This is a genomic window from Streptomyces sp. NPDC002564, from assembly GCF_042889645.1.
GTDB lineage: Bacteria > Actinomycetota > Actinomycetes > Streptomycetales > Streptomycetaceae > Streptomyces.
Genome location: NZ_JBIARE010000003.1, coordinates 240,525 through 255,624, shown reverse-complemented (window position 1 = coordinate 255,624; position 15,100 = coordinate 240,525). Strand labels below are relative to the sequence as shown.

Annotated in this window: 13 protein-coding genes; 8 read left to right on the top strand and 5 right to left on the bottom strand. The window is 74.5% G+C overall.

The features are described from left to right. The first annotated feature begins 37 nt into the window (after nt 1-37). The 3 genes from ACFYXE_RS12700 to ACFYXE_RS12690 all read left to right on the top strand — a co-directional run bounded on the left by ACFYXE_RS12700 (nt 38) and on the right by ACFYXE_RS12690 (nt 3,767). Complete coding sequence (locus ACFYXE_RS12700) at nt 38-1,519, top strand: HtaA domain-containing protein (protein ID WP_389311784.1); 1,482 nt, start codon at nt 38-40, stop codon at nt 1,517-1,519. A 61-nt stretch (nt 1,520-1,580) separates the two neighbouring features. Continuing rightward, nucleotides 1,581-3,080, top strand: coding sequence for an HtaA domain-containing protein (locus tag ACFYXE_RS12695; RefSeq protein ID WP_389311782.1), 1,500 nt, complete (start codon nt 1,581-1,583; stop codon nt 3,078-3,080). A 15-nt stretch (nt 3,081-3,095) separates the two neighbouring features. Then, a complete protein-coding gene (locus ACFYXE_RS12690; protein ID WP_389311780.1) occupies nt 3,096-3,767 on the top strand; it encodes a PhzF family phenazine biosynthesis protein in 672 nt (223 codons plus the stop codon). A gap of 68 nt (nt 3,768-3,835) precedes the next feature. On the opposite strand, the gene ACFYXE_RS12685 is transcribed toward ACFYXE_RS12690, so the two are convergent. Both ACFYXE_RS12685 and map read right to left on the bottom strand, forming a co-directional pair. Continuing rightward, nucleotides 3,836-4,504, bottom strand: coding sequence for a biliverdin-producing heme oxygenase (locus ACFYXE_RS12685; protein ID WP_361178197.1), 669 nt, complete (start codon nt 4,502-4,504; stop codon nt 3,836-3,838). A gap of 215 nt (nt 4,505-4,719) precedes the next feature. Beyond that, nucleotides 4,720-5,577, bottom strand: a complete 858-nt coding sequence (gene map / locus ACFYXE_RS12680; RefSeq protein ID WP_361178194.1) for a type I methionyl aminopeptidase — start codon at nt 5,575-5,577, stop codon at nt 4,720-4,722. Between the two features lie 92 nt (nt 5,578-5,669). On the opposite strand from map, the gene ACFYXE_RS12675 reads away from it, so the two are divergent. After that, nucleotides 5,670-5,915, top strand: a complete 246-nt coding sequence (locus ACFYXE_RS12675; protein WP_389311778.1) for a hypothetical protein — start codon at nt 5,670-5,672, stop codon at nt 5,913-5,915. Nucleotides 5,916-5,955: 40 nt separating this feature from the next. Here ACFYXE_RS12675 and ACFYXE_RS12670 read toward each other — a convergent pair whose 3' ends face one another. Together ACFYXE_RS12670 and ACFYXE_RS12665 are read right to left on the bottom strand one after the other, a co-directional pair. After that, on the bottom strand, nt 5,956-7,257 hold the full coding sequence (locus ACFYXE_RS12670) for an MFS transporter (protein WP_389311776.1): 1,302 nt from the start codon (nt 7,255-7,257) through the stop codon (nt 5,956-5,958). Between the two features lie 98 nt (nt 7,258-7,355). Next, nucleotides 7,356-7,958 (bottom strand): hypothetical protein, encoded by a 603-nt coding sequence (locus tag ACFYXE_RS12665; RefSeq protein ID WP_389311774.1) that lies wholly within the window; start codon nt 7,956-7,958, stop codon nt 7,356-7,358. A gap of 79 nt (nt 7,959-8,037) precedes the next feature. Here ACFYXE_RS12665 and ACFYXE_RS12660 point away from each other — a divergent pair, with 79 nt between their 5' ends. The 3 genes from ACFYXE_RS12660 (at nt 8,038) to ACFYXE_RS12650 (ending at nt 10,282) form a co-directional block, all read left to right on the top strand. Next, nucleotides 8,038-9,129 (top strand): exo-alpha-sialidase, encoded by a 1,092-nt coding sequence (locus ACFYXE_RS12660; RefSeq protein WP_389311772.1) that lies wholly within the window; start codon nt 8,038-8,040, stop codon nt 9,127-9,129. 29 nt (nt 9,130-9,158) lie between these two features. Then, nucleotides 9,159-9,863, top strand: a complete 705-nt coding sequence (gene npdG, locus ACFYXE_RS12655; protein WP_389311770.1) for an NADPH-dependent F420 reductase — start codon at nt 9,159-9,161, stop codon at nt 9,861-9,863. Nucleotides 9,864-10,057: 194 nt separating this feature from the next. Beyond that, on the top strand, nt 10,058-10,282 hold the full coding sequence (locus ACFYXE_RS12650) for a hypothetical protein (RefSeq protein WP_361178179.1): 225 nt from the start codon (nt 10,058-10,060) through the stop codon (nt 10,280-10,282). Nucleotides 10,283-10,306: 24 nt separating this feature from the next. Here the strand turns inward: ACFYXE_RS12650 and ACFYXE_RS12645 are convergent, their stop codons facing one another. Then, on the bottom strand, nt 10,307-11,116 hold the full coding sequence (locus ACFYXE_RS12645; RefSeq protein ID WP_361178176.1) for a site-2 protease family protein: 810 nt from the start codon (nt 11,114-11,116) through the stop codon (nt 10,307-10,309). A gap of 702 nt (nt 11,117-11,818) precedes the next feature. Here ACFYXE_RS12645 and ACFYXE_RS12640 point away from each other — a divergent pair. Next, nucleotides 11,819-15,100 carry a BTAD domain-containing putative transcriptional regulator gene (locus ACFYXE_RS12640; RefSeq protein WP_389311767.1) on the top strand — a complete coding sequence of 1,094 codons (3,282 nt, stop codon included), beginning with the start codon at nt 11,819-11,821 and terminating at the stop codon, nt 15,098-15,100.

The following is a 15,100-nucleotide window of genomic DNA, read 5'->3' as shown; positions in this document are numbered from 1 at the left end:
AGCCTTACCTAATTAGCCAGACCTGGAGGGGTCCCCCATGCCGTCGTCCAGAAAGGCGCGCGCCACCGGCCGCGCCGGAGCCGTGGCCGTGCTCACCGCGCTCGTCGGGGCGCTGCTCCCGGCGGTCGCCGCGCACGCCGAGGACCGCACGGTGCGGGGCGGGCGGCTGGACTGGGGCATCAAGTCCTCCTTCCAGAGCTACGTCACCGGGCCCATCGCCCAGGGCAGTTCGACCCTGCGGGGCGGGGCCGCCACGGTCGGCGGCAGCCAGTTCCGCTTCCACTCCGCGAAGGGTTCGTACGACCCGGACACCGGGGCGTTCGGCGCGGCCTTCCTCGGCGGCGTGCGCTTCACCGGACACAAGAAGGGCGGCGGGTACGAGCTCGACCTCACCATCAGCCGCCCCACGGTGAAGGTCTCCGGCGGCTCCGGCACGCTCTACGCCGACATGGTCAGCAAGGCGAAGGGCAGCGGCACGGTCACCTCGACCCCGCAGGTGCCGCTCGCCTCGCTCGACGTCTCCGGCATCGACATGAAGGGCGGCGGCGGGCCGATCGCCCTGAACAACCTGCCCGCCAGGCTCACTTCCCAGGGCGCCAAGGCCTTCGCCGGGTACTACACGGCGGGCACCGCACTGGACCCGGTGAGCCTGTCGGCGGACCTCGTCGCACCGTCGGCCGCCGCCCGGCCCGACACCGAGAGGGGCCGGGACGAGGGCGGCGGGAGCGGCAAGGACCGCGACAAGGACGGCAAGGACAAGAAGTCCGCGGCACGGGGCCGGGTGGCGGGCCGCATCGAGGACGCCGCCGTCGACTGGGGCGTGCGCCGCACCTTCCGCGAGTACGTCACCGGGTCCGTCGCCCGGGGCAAGTGGACCCTGTCCGCCGGCGCCCAGGACGGCGGCGCGCTGTTCCGCTTCCCCCGGGGCAAGGGCACGTACGACCGGAAGAAGCAGACCCTCGGCGCGGACTTCGCCGGCGCGGTCCGCTTCACCGGCGCGCACGGCCTCGACCTGACGCTCAGCAAGGTCTCCGTCCAGGTGAAGGACGGCAAGGGCACCCTCGCCGCGGACGTCGACAGCAAGGGCGACCGGGGCGCCGCCCTGCGGAACGCCCCGCTGGTCACCTTCGCCGCCGGGGACCTCCGGCCCGAGGACGGCCTGGTCGCCCTCACCGAGGTGCCCGCGAAGCTCACCGCCGACGGCGCCAAGGCCTTCGGCGGCATGTACGAGGCGGGCTCCGCGATGGACCCGCTCTCCCTCGCCGTCGCCCTCGACGCCGACGCGGAACTGCCCGCGCTGCCCGACCTCGGCTCGTCCGCGAAGCCCGCCCCGAAGCCGTCGGAGCCCGCGCGGCCGCGGACCGGGAACGCCGCGACGTCCGACTCCTCGTCCCCCGCCGTGCCCCTCGGCATCGGCGCGGGCGTCGCGGTGCTGCTCGCCGCGGCGGTCGCCCTCGGCGTCGTCCGCAAGAAGCGTGCGACCGCCGACACCTCGGCCTCCACCCCCGGCGATTCCTGACCACCCCCCCGGTCACCGCCACCCCCTCAACACCCCCTCCCTCCCTAGGAGAAGCCTGACCATGGCCGCCATCCGACGCCCCCTCACCCGCGCGGCAGCCGTCGCGACCGCCGTCACCCTCGGGGCGGGCGCCCTCACGCTGCCGGCGCTCGCCGCCGACGGCGAGAAGGCCGCCCCGCCGAAGCTGGAGCTCAAGAACGGCACCCTGGACTGGGGCCTGAAGCAGTCCTTCCGCGCGTACGTGCTGGGCATCGCGCACGGCAGGATCGAGGCAAAGAATGGCGCCAAGCAGGCCGCGGACAACGGCGTGTTCACGTTCGGCGGCGGCAAGGGGACGTACGACACCGGCACCCACGCCACCGACACCGCTTTCCGGGGCGGCCTCCGCTTCATCTCCACCGCCCACCGCTTCGACATCGGCATCGCCGACGTGAAGGTGCGCACGAAGGGCACGACCGGAGCCATCCGGGCCGACGTCACCCTCAACGGCACCGTCCAGAACGACATCGACCTCGCCGAGCTCGACCTGAGCGCGGTCCGGCCCGGCGAGGGCGCGGGCGGCGCGATGGTCTTCAAGGACATCCCCGCGACGCTCACCAAGAACGGCGCCAAGGCCTTCAACGGCATGTACGCGGAGGGCGAGAAGCTCGACCCGGCCACCCTCACGGTGACCGCGGGCGGCCCGGTGACGCCGCCCGAGCCGACGCCGACCACGCCCGGCAGGCCCACCGGCACCCCGAAGCCCCCCACCGGCACCACCAAGCCGACGGCCAGGCCGACCGGCACCGCGAAGCCCTCGGCCGGCATCGTCGACGGCAGCCTCTCCTGGGGCCTGAAGAAGTCCTTCCGCTCGTACATCACCTCCGGCGGCAAGGCGACCGTCGCGGGCGGCGCGAAGAAGATCCCCACCGGCTACCGCTTCCCGCACGCCGAGGCCGAGGTGCGGTCCGCCGCGAAGAAGGCCGACGCCACCTTCAGGGGCAGCGTCCGCTTCACCTACGCGGCGCACGGCATCGACATGAAGTTCAGCGACATCAAGGTGCGGGCCCGCGGCACCGAGGGCACCCTGCTCGTCGACGTCACCACGCCGCGGCGCACCAGCAACGACGTGAAGTTCGCGACGCTCGACCTCGCCAAGGCCTCGTACAAGCCCAAGAACGGCGTCGTCGTGCTCGACAAGCTCCCGGCGACCCTCACGGCCGCGGGCGCCCGGCAGTTCGCCAACGACACGACCGGCTCCCCCTACCGGCCGGGCGAGAAGCTCGACCCGGTGACCGTGGCCCTCTCCGCCAGGGCGGGCGCGGCCCTCCCGGCCGCGGGCGCCGACGACGGCGGCCAGGCGGGCGGCACCTCCGCGCAGGGCTCCGCCGGATCCGGTTCGGTCGGGTCCGGTGCGGTCGGGTCGGGGTCGGTGGGCCCGGCCGGCGGCGCGGGCGAACTGGCGGAGACCGGCGCGTCCGTCCCGTCGGGCGCCCTGCTCGGCGCGGCGGGCGTGGCCCTCGCGGCGGGCGCGGGCGCGGTCGTCGTGGCACGCCGCCGCCGGGGCGCCGAAGCGGTGTGATGCTTCAATGCCCGGGTGACTGAACCACTCGACGTAGTACGTGTCTTCTGCGGGCCCGACGGTCGGCACGGCAACGAACTCGGTGTCGTGCGCGACGGGGCCCGCATACCGCTGCCCGCGGACCGCCAGGAACGCGCGGCGAAACTCGGCTTCAGCGAGACCGTGTTCGTCGACGACGACGAGCGCGGCATCATCGACATCTACACGCCGACCCTGCGCCTGCCGTTCGCCGGTCACCCCTGCGTCGGCACGTCCTGGCTCCTGGACGTGCCCGAACTGGTCACGCGGGCGGGCGTGGTCGAGGCCCGCCAGGACGGCGAGTTCACCTGGATCACGGCCCGCGCCGCGTGGGCGCCGCCCAGGACGCTGCGGCGGTACGCGACGGCGGCGGAGGTCGACGCGCTCGACGTGCCGCCGCCGGGGGAGTGGGTGTACGCCTGGGCGTGGGAGGACGAGGCCGCGGGCCGGGTGCGGGCGAGGGGTTTCCCCGGCCGGAACGACGGCATCGACGAGGACGAGGCGACGGGCGCGGCGGCCCTCCTGCTCACCCACGCACTGGGCCGCGCCCTCAACATCACGCAAGGACGCGGCTCACAGATCCTGACGGCCCCGGGCCCGGGAGACGTGATCGAGGTGGGCGGCAGAGTGACCCTGGCAGAGTCTCCGAGCCGCGCTCTCAGCTTCTAGGGAGTCCCAGCCTCTCCGGCGATCGAGGAGCGGGGGCCCGGGGGCAGCGCCCCCGCGACGGCCCCCCGTCAGGCGCTCAACGGAAACTCTTCCCCGAGCTCACGGAACACCGCCGTATTCAAGGCGAACGCGCGCTTGCACTCGTCGACGATCCGCTTCCGCTCCAGCTCGTCCGTGACCACCGCGTCGATCCCGTCGAGCAGCTCCCGGTACCCCCGCTTGAACGCGGCCGGGTTGGAGATGCCCTCGAAGACGTAGAACCGCACGCCGTCGCCCTTGCGGTCGAAGCCCCAGGTCTGCTCGGCCCTGCCGCGGATGATCTGGCCGCCGGAGAGGTCGCCCAGGTAGCGCGTGTAGTGGTGGGCGACATAGCCGCCGGGCCAGGTGCGCGCGCACTCGGCGACCCGGGCGGCGTACGCCTCGGTGGCGGGCAGCGCGGTGGCCCGCGCACGCCAGTCCGCGCCGCGCAGATGGGCCAGGTCGCGCTCCAGCTCTCCCACGCGCGCCAGTTCGGGCCGGATGAAGGGCCCGGCGACGGGGTCCTCCCGCAGCGACTGCGCGCCGTCCTCCAGGGCGCGGTACACGAACCACAGCTGCTCGGTGTAGCGCGCGTACGCGTCGACGCCGAGCCTGCCGCCGAGCAGGTCGCTCATGAAGGTCGAGGTCTCGGCCTCGGTGTGCTGCTCGTGCGACGCGGTCCTGATGACCGTCGAGAAGGGCGTGAGCGCCGTGTCCATGCGGGGGCCTCCAAGGGGAGCCGAGGGCTGACGGGATGGCGGGAACCGGTGCGACCCCTGCGGATCATGTCAACTTAGGCTTACCTAAGTCAACTGGTTCCCGACGTCCTGTCGGTAAAAAAGTACCCGCCGTCGCCCCCGGAAACCACAGAGATCCGGATCCTCGGCGGATCCGGATCTCCGACGGGCTCCCGGTCTCGACGGGTCCCGGACGCTCAGGGCAGCGTGAGGATCTCCGTGCCCGTGTCGGTGACCACCAGCGTGTGCTCGAACTGGGCGGTCCGCTTGCGGTCCTTGGTGACGACGGTCCAGCCGTCCTCCCACATGTCGTACTCGTACGTCCCGAGCGTCAGCATCGGTTCGATCGTGAACGTCATGCCGGGCTGGATGACGGTCGTCGCGTGCGGGCTGTCGTAGTGCGGGACGATCAGGCCGGAGTGGAAGGACGAGTTGATGCCGTGACCGGTGAAGTCGCGCACCACGCCGTAACCGAACCGCTTGGCGTACGACTCGATGACGCGCCCGATGATGTTGATCTGCCGGCCCGGCCTGACCGCCTTGATGGCGCGGGCGAGGGACTCCCGGGTCCGCTCGACGAGCAGCCTCGACTCCTCGTCGACGTCGCCCACCAGGTACGTGGCGTTGTTGTCGCCGTGCACGCCGCCGATGTACGCCGTGACGTCCAGATTGACGATGTCGCCGTCGTTCAGGACCGTCGAGTCCGGGATGCCGTGGCAGATGACCTCGTTGACCGAGGTGCACAGCGACTTGGGGAAGCCGCGGTAGCCCAGCGTCGAGGGATAGGCGCCGTGGTCGCACATGTACTCGTGCGCGACGCGGTCCAGCTCGTCGGTGGTCACGCCCGGCGCGATGTGCTTCGCGGCCTCTTCCATGGCGCGGGCGGCGATGCGGCCCGCGGTGCGCATCAGCTCGATGGTCTCGGGGGTCTGCACCTCGGGCCCCGTGTACGGGGTCGGCGCGGGTTTACCCACGTACTCCGGGCGCTTGATCCTGCCGGGTACGGAACGGATGGGAGAGAGCTCCCCTGGGACGAGCAGTGACTGGCCAGACATGCCAGCGAGTCTAGCCAGCGATGCTGGGGCAGCATGGCCTGAGAGAACGTGATCCGACCGGGTAGGCGGTCGGGGACGGAAAGGAGCGGGGCATGGCGCTGTTCAAGAAGAAGACGGTGGGCAAGCCGGGCGAGTGGTTCTACTGCCTGGAGCACGGCAAGGTCGAGGAGGGCCCGGACTGTCCGGGCCAGGACCGGATGGGCCCCTACGCGTCCCGCGAGGAGGCCCAGCACGCGATGCAGACGGCCCAGGAGCGCAATCTCCAGTGGGAGAACGACCCCCGCTGGCACGACAAGGTCACCGGGGACGCCGCGGACGCCGGGGAGCAGGACAAGTGACCCCGGGCCGCCCCGCGCCGGCCGGCCCGGACCGCGGCGCCTACGGCGCGGTCGGCTCGGGCTCCCGGTCCGTCCGGGGCGGCTGCTGGGACCGCGCGCGGCGCCGCGCCGCGTCGGGGTCGGTCCGCGCGTCGTAGGAGATGAGCCGCGGCAGCGCCGCCGCGAGCACGCCGACCGAGGCCACGCAGGCCAGGCCGCCCGACCAGACGGCGGTCCGGGTGCCGGTCCAGCCGGCCGCCGCGCCCGCGCGGACCTGGCCGAGCTGCGGCCCCACGCTGTACGAGAGGACCTCGATCCCGGCGAGCCGCCCCCGCAGCTCGTCCGGGATGGTCTGGTTCCAGATGGTGGAGCGGCCCAGGCCGCTCGCCATGTCGCCCGCGCCCGCGAGCGCGAGGCAGCCGAGCACGACCCAGATGTTCGCGACCCGCCCGGCCGCGGTGATCGCCAGGCCCCAGCCCGCCGCGCCGCACACCACGAGCAGCCCGTGCCGCCGGATCCGCGACGTCCACCCGCTGGTGAGGCTGAACAGCAGCGAGCCGACCGCGCCCGCCGCGTACATCAGGCCGAGGGCCCACTCCGCGTCCAGGTCGTCCGCGAGGAACGGGAAGATCGTGTTCGGGAAGGCGAAGAACATCGCCGCCATGTCGATCGCGTACGTGCCGAGCAGCACCGGCCGCGACCAGGCGTACCGCGCGCCCTCCGCCAGCCCCTTCAGCGAGGGCTTCTCCGCGTCGTGCGCGGCGGGGGCGGGGGACAGCCGGGTGCACAGCAGCACGGACACCGCGAAGCCGACGATGGTGATCGCGTACGCGGCCGCGTGCCCGGCGTACGCCACGACCAGGCCGGCGAGCGAAGGACCGGCGATGGCGCCCACGTTCCAGCGCAGGGAGTTCAGCGCGGCGGCGGCCGTCAGCTGGTCGTGCGGCACGATCCGCGCCATCAGCGAGTCGAGGGCGGGGCGCTGCAGGCCGGCGAGCGCGGAGACGCCCGCCGCGACCACGTACAGCGGCCACAGCAGCGGGTCCGGCAGCAGGGCGTTCACCAGCAGGACGACGGCCAGCACGCCCAGCGCGGCCTCGGTCAGCAGGATCACCTTGCGCCGGTCCACGGCGTCCGCGAGCGCGCCGCCGTAGAGCCCGAAGACGATCAGCGGCACCAGCTCGACCGCGCCCATCGCACCGACCGCGACCGGCGAGTCCGTGAGGTCCTTGATCTGCAGCGGCAGGGCGACCATCGCCATGAAGCTGCCGAAGTACGTGACGAGGCCCTGGATCCACAGCAACCGGAAGTCGCGGGTGGAACGCCAGGGGGAGAGGTCGGGCAGGATCGCGGAGAGAGGCACGAGACACCATGTTCAGCGGCGACGGGCGCACCGGGCAACTCAATATCCGGATCCGGGGACGCCCCCGCGCCCCCGCGCGCCAGCGACTCCCCGGCTCCTCACCAGCGCGTCGGCGGCGGGGCGGTCAGCTGGTCGGCGAGGCGGGAGAGGCGGTCGCGCAGCCGGCCGCGGCCCCGCGCCTCGGGCAGCGCGTTCTCCCCGGCCGCCGCGCTCACCAGGTGCTGGACCGTGTCGAGGTCCAAGTCGGGCGACTCGGGCACGGCGAGCGCCTCGTGCGACAGGGCGCCCAGATCGCGGTCCCCCGCGCCCAGCGAGAGCACCGTCGCCCCGGCCCGCCGCGCGTCGTGCACCCGGGTCAGCAGCTCCGGGTCCGGCGCGTCCGGCGCCACCACCAGCAGCGTCTCGCCGCGCCGCGCCGCCTCGATCCGGCCGAGCCCGGTCGACAGATGCGCCGGATCCGTGGCGAGCACCTCGTGCCGCACCAGCGTCGGGGTCAGCTCCGGCGTGCCCGACCAGGCCGCCTCGTCGACCAGGTGCGCGGCCAGATGCCACGGCTCGTACCGTGTGGTGCCCACCAGCAGCAGGCCGCCGCCGTGCGGCACGACGGACGAGCGCAGCGTCCCCGCGAACCGGCGCGTGGCACCGAGCCACTCGGTCCCGGCGAGCACCTCGCGCAGCAGCGCGACCCGTACGGCGTCCATGGGATCGCATCCTGCACCAACCCGCCACTCGTCACCGGGAGTTCACGGGGAATTCCGCCGGACTGGGGAAGGGCGGGGGATGACTGCCGAGACATCTGTTCCCTTCCGCGCGGGCGCCGAGGGGTACGCGAGCTTCCGCATCCCCGCCGTCGTGACCGGCGCCACCGGCACCGTCCTCGCCTTCTGCGAGGGCCGCGTCGGCTCCCAGGACGACTTCGGCACCATCGACGTCGTCCTCAAACGCTCCGCCGACGGCGGCCGCACCTGGGGCCCGCTGCAGGTCGTCGGCAAGAACGGCGCCGACCTCGCGGGCAACCCCGCCCCCGTCGTCCTCGACACCGGACGCATCCTGCTCGTCCAGGTCAGGAACGCCGCCGCGGCCACCGAGGACGCCATCCGCCGCGGCAAGGTCGCCGCCGCCGCGGGCCGCCGCGTCTGGGTGCAGCACAGCGACGACGACGGCCTCACCTGGAGCACGCCGCGCGAGATCACCGGCCAGGTGAAGAAGGCGAACTGGCGCTGGTACGCGACCACGCCCGGCCACGCCGTGCAGCTGACCACCGGCCGGGTGGTGGTCCCCGCCAACCACTCCCTGCCGCCCGCGGGCACCGACATCGGCACCGAGGGCAAGTACAACGGCGGCCACAGCCTGCTCAGCGACGACGCGGGCGCGACCTGGCGCATCGGCTACATCGACGACAACACCGACGGCTACGTCAACGTGAACGAGACCACCGCGGCCGAACTCCCCGACGGACGGCTCTACTTCAACACCCGCAACGACTCCCCGGCCCCCGGCAACCGCGCCGACGCCCACTCGGCCGACGGCGGCCAGCGGCTGGTCAAGCCCTTCCGGCCGCAGGCCGGCCTGACCGGCCCCGTCGTCGAGGGCAGCGTCCTGCAGCTGCGCGACCCCGACCTGCTCCTCTTCTCGGGCCCCGCCGACCCCGGCTTCCGCGCCCTGATGACCGTGCGCCGCTCCACCGACGGCGGCACGACCTGGCACGTCGCCCACACCGTCGACGGGCTCCCGGCCGCGTACTCCGACCTCACGCGCGTCGACGCGGAGACCGTCGGACTCCTCTACGAGACGGGCGACTTCAGCGCCTACGAGACGATCACCTTCCGGCGTGTCGCGGTGGCCGACCTGGCGGGGCCGACCGGCGCGTAGCCGTCGACGGGGATGAGTAAGGTCGCCCCATGACCTCTACAGACAGTGCGCAGAACGCTCCCGCCAAGGACCCCTGGGAGCTCCCCGACGTCTCCGGGCTCGTCGTCGGCGTCCTCGGCGGCACCGGCGACCAGGGGCGCGGGCTCGCCTACCGGCTGGCCCGCGCGGGCCAGAAGGTGATCATCGGCTCCCGCGCGGCCGAGCGGGCCCGGGCCGCCGCCGACGAGCTGGGCCTCGGCGTCGAGGGCGCCGACAACGCGGAGTGCGCGCGGCGCAGCGACATCGTGATCGTCGCCGTGCCGTGGGACGGCCACGGCAAGACCCTGGAGGCGCTGCGCGAGGAACTGGCGGGCAAGCTCGTCGTCGACTGCGTGAACCCGCTCGGCTTCGACAAGAAGGGCGCGTACGCCCTCAAGCCCGAGGAGGGCAGCGCCGCCGAGCAGGCCGCCGCGCTGCTGCCGGACTCCCGGGTCACGGCCGCCTTCCACCACCTGTCGGCCGTCCTGCTGCAGGACGCGGCCGTCGAGGAGATCGACACGGACGTCATGGTGCTCGGCGAGAGCCGCGCCGACACGGACCAGGTCCAGGCGCTCGCCGCCCGCATCCCCGGCATGCGGGGCGTCTTCGCCGGACGGCTGCGCAACGCCCACCAGGTCGAGTCGCTGGTCGCCAACCTGATCTCCGTCAACCGCCGCTACAAGGCGCACGCGGGACTGCGGGTCACCGACGTGTAGCAGCGCGGGCCGGTGTCCTGCCGGGCCCCGCGCCGGTCGGGCGCGGGGCCCCGGGGCAGGATCCCACGGGGTGGGGCGGGGTGTGGCCGGGTGCGGGGAGCGCATGGGGGACACTGGGAGGCGTCCGTAGCGACGCTTCACCCGTACCGACGCTCACCCCGAGCCGACGCTTCACCCGACAGGAGCCGACCCCCATGCCCCGCCTCGCCGTGTACGCCCTCGTCGTCTGCGCCCTCGCCGTCGCAGCTGCCGTGATCTCCTTCGTGCAGGGCAGCTGGCTCGGCATCGTGTGGGTGCTGCTCGCGGGGCTCTCCTCGAACATGGCGTGGTTCTACCTGCGGCGCGCCAAGGTCGAGCGGGACGCGCTGCGTGCCGCGGCGGCGGGCGGCCCCGACGGCTCCGCGTCCGCCGCGGGCTGACCGTCCGCGGCCCGCGCCGCCCGGTCAGGCGCCGTAGCCCGTCGCGGGCGGCACGTCCTGCGAGCCCTCCCAGAAGCGGTACAGCTTCTGGCCCCAGTAGCTGTCCCATTCGCTGACGCCCAGTCCGCGCAGGATCGCGTCGATCGCGTCGAAGAACGCGTGGTTGACCTCCGGGATCCACAGCACGGCGAACACCGCGATGAGTCCGAACGGCGCGAACGGCTCCACCTGGCGGCGGATCCGGTACGAGAGCCACGGCTCCAGCACGCCGTAGCCGTCCAGGCCCGGGATCGGCAGCGAGTTCAGGATCGCGGCGGTCACCTGGAGGAGCGCGAGGAACGCGAGCGCGTAGCGGAACGCGTCCGGGACGCCGTCCAGGGCGTCCAGCCAGAACGGCGCCGTGCAGACCACCGCGAACAGCACGTTGGTCAGCGGCCCCGCGGCCGAGATCAGGCTGTGCTTCCAGCGCCCCTGGATCCGGCCCCGCTCGATGAAGACGGCGCCGCCGGGCAGGCCGATCCCGCCCATGATCACGAACAGTACGGGCAGCACGATGCTGAGCAGGGCGTGCGTGTACTTGAGCGGGTTGAGCGTCAGATAGCCCTTCGCGCCGATCGAGATGTCGCCGCTGTGCAGGGCGGTGCGGGCGTGGGCGTACTCGTGCAGGCACAGCGAGACGATCCAGCCGGACGTCACGAAGAGGAAGACGGCGAGGCCGGGGTTGTCGGCGAAACCGGTCCAGGCGGCCCAGCCGGAGACCGCCGTGACGGCGGCGATCCCCAGGAAGACGGGGCTGATCCGCCGGTCGCTGCGGCGGATGGGGGCGGTGGTCATGGGGCGGGGCTCCTGGCGTCCGGGTCCTGCGGCCTTGCGGGGGAGTCGACCGTACCGTTTCCGGGCCCCTGGGCCTTGAACACTCCCACCCACGAGGCCCGGCCCTGCCCTGCCCGGCTCGGCCCGGCTCGGCCCGGCCCTGCCCGGCCCTGCCCGGCCCCGGGCTCCGGGCCTGGCCCCGCGCCCGCCCCGGCCTTGGCCCCTGGCCTGGCCCTGGTCCCGGCCCGGACCCTTGCCCTTGGCCCCGGCCTGGATCCCTGGTCCTTGACCCCGGCCCCTGGCCTTGTCCTTGGCCCGGCCCGGCCCGGCCCGGCCCGGCCCCTGGCCCCCGGCCTCTGGCCCCTGGCCCCCGGCCTCTGGCCCCTGGCCCCCGGCCTCTGGCCCCTGGCCCCCGGCCTCTGGCCCCTGGCCCCCGGCCTCTGGCCCCCGGCCTCTGGCCCCCGGCCTCTGGCCCCCGGCCTCTGGCCTCTGGCCTCTGGCCCCCGGCCTCCGGCCTCCGGCCCGGGGCCCCTGGCCTCCGGCCCCCGGCCCGGGGCCCCGGGCCTTGACCCCGAGCCAGGCATCGGCCCCCCGCCCCCGGGCCAGGCCTCAGCGCCCCCCGCCCCCGGCACCCCCGCCCCGCCCATCCCTGAGGAACCTCCCCCTCCGCCAGAGGGGAGGAGCCACGCGTACGTCGTGTCGGTGAGCGGGGACAATGGGGCGGTGCGATATCGCGTTCTGGGGTCGACCCGAGCCGTCCGCCCCGACGGAACCCCCGTTTCCGTCGGCGGCGCACGCCTCCGTGCCCTTCTGACGGCCCTCGCCCTGCACCCGGACCGCCCCGTCCCCGCCGCGTCCCTCGTCGACGAGGTGTGGGCCGGTGATGCCCCCGCCGACGCGACCGGCGCGCTGCAGGCGCTCGTGGGCCGCCTGCGCAGGGCCATCGGCGCGGACGCCGTCGCCTCGGCGGACGGCGGCTACCGGCTGCGCGCCCGCCCCGACGACGTCGACGTCTTCCGGTTCGACCGGCTCGTCACCGAGGCCACCCGCGCGCTGTCCGACGGCGACGCCGCGAAGGCCGCCGCCGTCCTGGACGACGCCCTCGTCCTGTGGACCGGCGAGCCCCTCGCCGACCTGCCGGAGCGCACCGCGGAGGCGGCCCGCTGGCAGGCCCGGCACCTCGACGCCCGCCGAGCCAGGATGACCGCGGCCCTGGCCCTCGGCCGGGCGGAACAGGCACTGCCCGAGCTCGCCGCGCTCTGCGCGGACCACCCCCTCGACGAGCCGCTGCAGGCCCTGCGGCTGCGCGCGCTGCGCGACACCGGCCGCCCCGCGCAGGCGCTCGCCGCCTACGACGCCGTACGGCACGCCATCGCCGACCGGCTCGGCGCCGACCCGGGCCCCGAACTGCGCGCCCTGCACGAGGAGTTGCTGCACGAGCCGCCGCCCACCCCGGCCAGGACCCGGGTGCCGGGCAACCTCCGGGCCCGGCTGACGTCCTTCGTCGGGCGCGAGGCCGACATCGACGCGCTGCGCGCCGACCTCGCCGGGTCGCGTCTCGTCACCCTGCTCGGCCCCGGCGGCGCGGGCAAGACCCGGCTCTCCCAGGAGGCCGCCGAGGCCGTCGCCGCGGACCTGCCGGACGGCGCGTGGTTCGCCGAGCTCGCCCCGGTGGAGGACCCCGCCGACGTGCCCGCCGCCGTCCTCACCGCCCTCGGCGCCCGCGAGACGGTGCTGCGCGGCGCGGGCGCCGAGGAGCTGCGGGCCATCTCCGACCGGCACGGCGAGGATCCCCTCGCCCGGCTCGTCGAGCACTGCGCCGCCCGCCGCATGCTGATCGTCCTGGACAACTGCGAGCACGTGATCGAGGCCGCCGCCCGCCTCGCCGAGGAACTCCTCGCCCGCTGCCCCGGCCTCACCGTCCTCGCCACCAGCCGCGAACCCCTCGGCGTGCCGGGCGAGTCGCTGCGTCCCGTGGAGCCGCTGCCCGAGCCGGTCGCGCTGCGCCTGTTCGCCGAGCGCGGCGCCGCGGCCAGGGCCGGGTTCTCGGCGGCGGACGACCCCGGGGCCGCCGCGGAGATCTGCCGCCGTCTGGACGGTCTGCCGCTGGCCATCGAACTGGCCGCGGCCCGCCTGCGGTTGCTCTCGCCGCGCCAGATCGCCGACCGCCTGGACGACCGCTTCAAGCTGCTCACCAGCGGCGCCCGCACGGTCCTGCCCCGCCAGCAGACCCTGCGCGCCGTCGTCGACTGGTCCTGGGACCTGCTCGACGAGGCCGAACGGGCCGTCCTGCGCCGCCTGTCCGTGTTCGCGGGCGGCTGCGACCTGACCGCGGCGGAAGAGGTCTGCGCGGACGACGCCGGCGCGCACGACGTCGCCGGACTGCTCGGCTCCCTCGTCGACAAGTCCCTCGTCGTCGCCGCCCCCGCCCCGACGGGCGACACCATGCGCTACCGCCTCCTGGAGACCGTCGCGGAGTACGCGGGCGAACGCCTCGACGAGGCGGGCGACCGCCCCGCCGCCGAACGCGCCCACCTCGTCCACTACCGCGAGGTCGCCCGCACCGCCGACCCCCGGCTGCGCGGCCCGGACCAGCAGGCCGCCGTGGAGCTTCTGGAGCTGGAGTACGAGAACCTGCGCACCGCCCTGCGCCACGCGGTCGCCGCCGAGGACGAGCAGGAAGTGCTCTGCCTGGTCCTGTCCCTGTCCTGGTACTGGCAGATCCGCGGCCTGCGCCTGGAGACCCGCAACTGGTCCCGCGACGCCATGGCCCTGGGCCCCGACCCCTTCGCCCCGCCCGCCGCCCCCGCGCCCCCGCTGTACGAGCCGTGCACGGCCGCCCCGCCGCCGATGACCCCCGAGGTCCTCGTGGAGGCCCGCAGGGGAGCGCACCTGCTCCATCTGTCCTGCATGGACATGGACATGGGGGAGTGGCAGTCGCACGCGGCGGACGAGAAGCTGCGCGGCATCCGCGAGGCCTACCGCCCGGGCCTCCCGCAGACCTGCCGCACCCCCGGCAACCTCTGGTTCTTCGCCGTCCTGCTCGGCGGCGACATGGACCTGCTGCGCGTCACCGTCGACGAGACCGTCAACACCTGCCGCGCGCTCGGCTACGACTGGGAGCTCGCCGCCGCCCTGCAGATGCGCGCCAACATGCTGGCCAACCGCGTCGACTGGACGGGCGACGCCCTGCGGGACGCGGACGAGGCGCTGCGCCTGTTCCGCGGACTCGACGACGTGTGGGGCATCGCCGAGGCGCTCTCCGCGCGGGGCGAGGCGCGCGAGCGGCGCGGTGAACTGGCCACGGCCGCCGAGGACTTCGAGGCGGCGATCGCGTACGCCGCACGGCTCGGCGCGCTCGCCCAGGTGGCCCTGCTGCGGGCCCGGCTGGGCGCCCTGCTCGCGGACGACCCGGCGCGGACGGACGACTTCGCGCGGGGCGAGGCGATGCTGCGGGAGGTCATCGACAACCCGGGCCGCCACCCCACGGACGAGGCGAGACCCGCCTCCCGGATATTCCTCGTCTGCGCGCTCGCCCGCACCGGCCGCACCGCCGAGGCGCGCGAGCACCTGCGCCTGCTGCGCCAGGAGTTCAGCGCCATCGGCTACGCGGTCTTCGACAGCTCCGTGCTCGGCCTCGCGGCCTGGCTCGAAGCGCTGGACGGCCGGTACGGCGCGTGCCTGGAGAAGCTGCACGGCACCTTCGCGAAGGCGCTCGACCCGCTGTCGCGGATGGTGGCCCCGCAGATGATCTCCGTACACCTGGGGATCGCCGCGTATGCGCTGGCCGGCGAGGGCGCGCGGGTGGACGACGCGGCGCGGCTCCTCGGTGCCGCCGACCGGGAGCTGCCGCCGGGGCACGTGATGAACTCGATGGAGCGGGAGATCCGCGCGGACGCCGAGCGGCTCGCCCGCGCCGCGCTCGGCGACGCCGCGTACGGGACGGCGTACGCACAGGGCGGTGACCTCACTCTCGACGAGGCCACCGCCCTGTGCGCCCGGTGA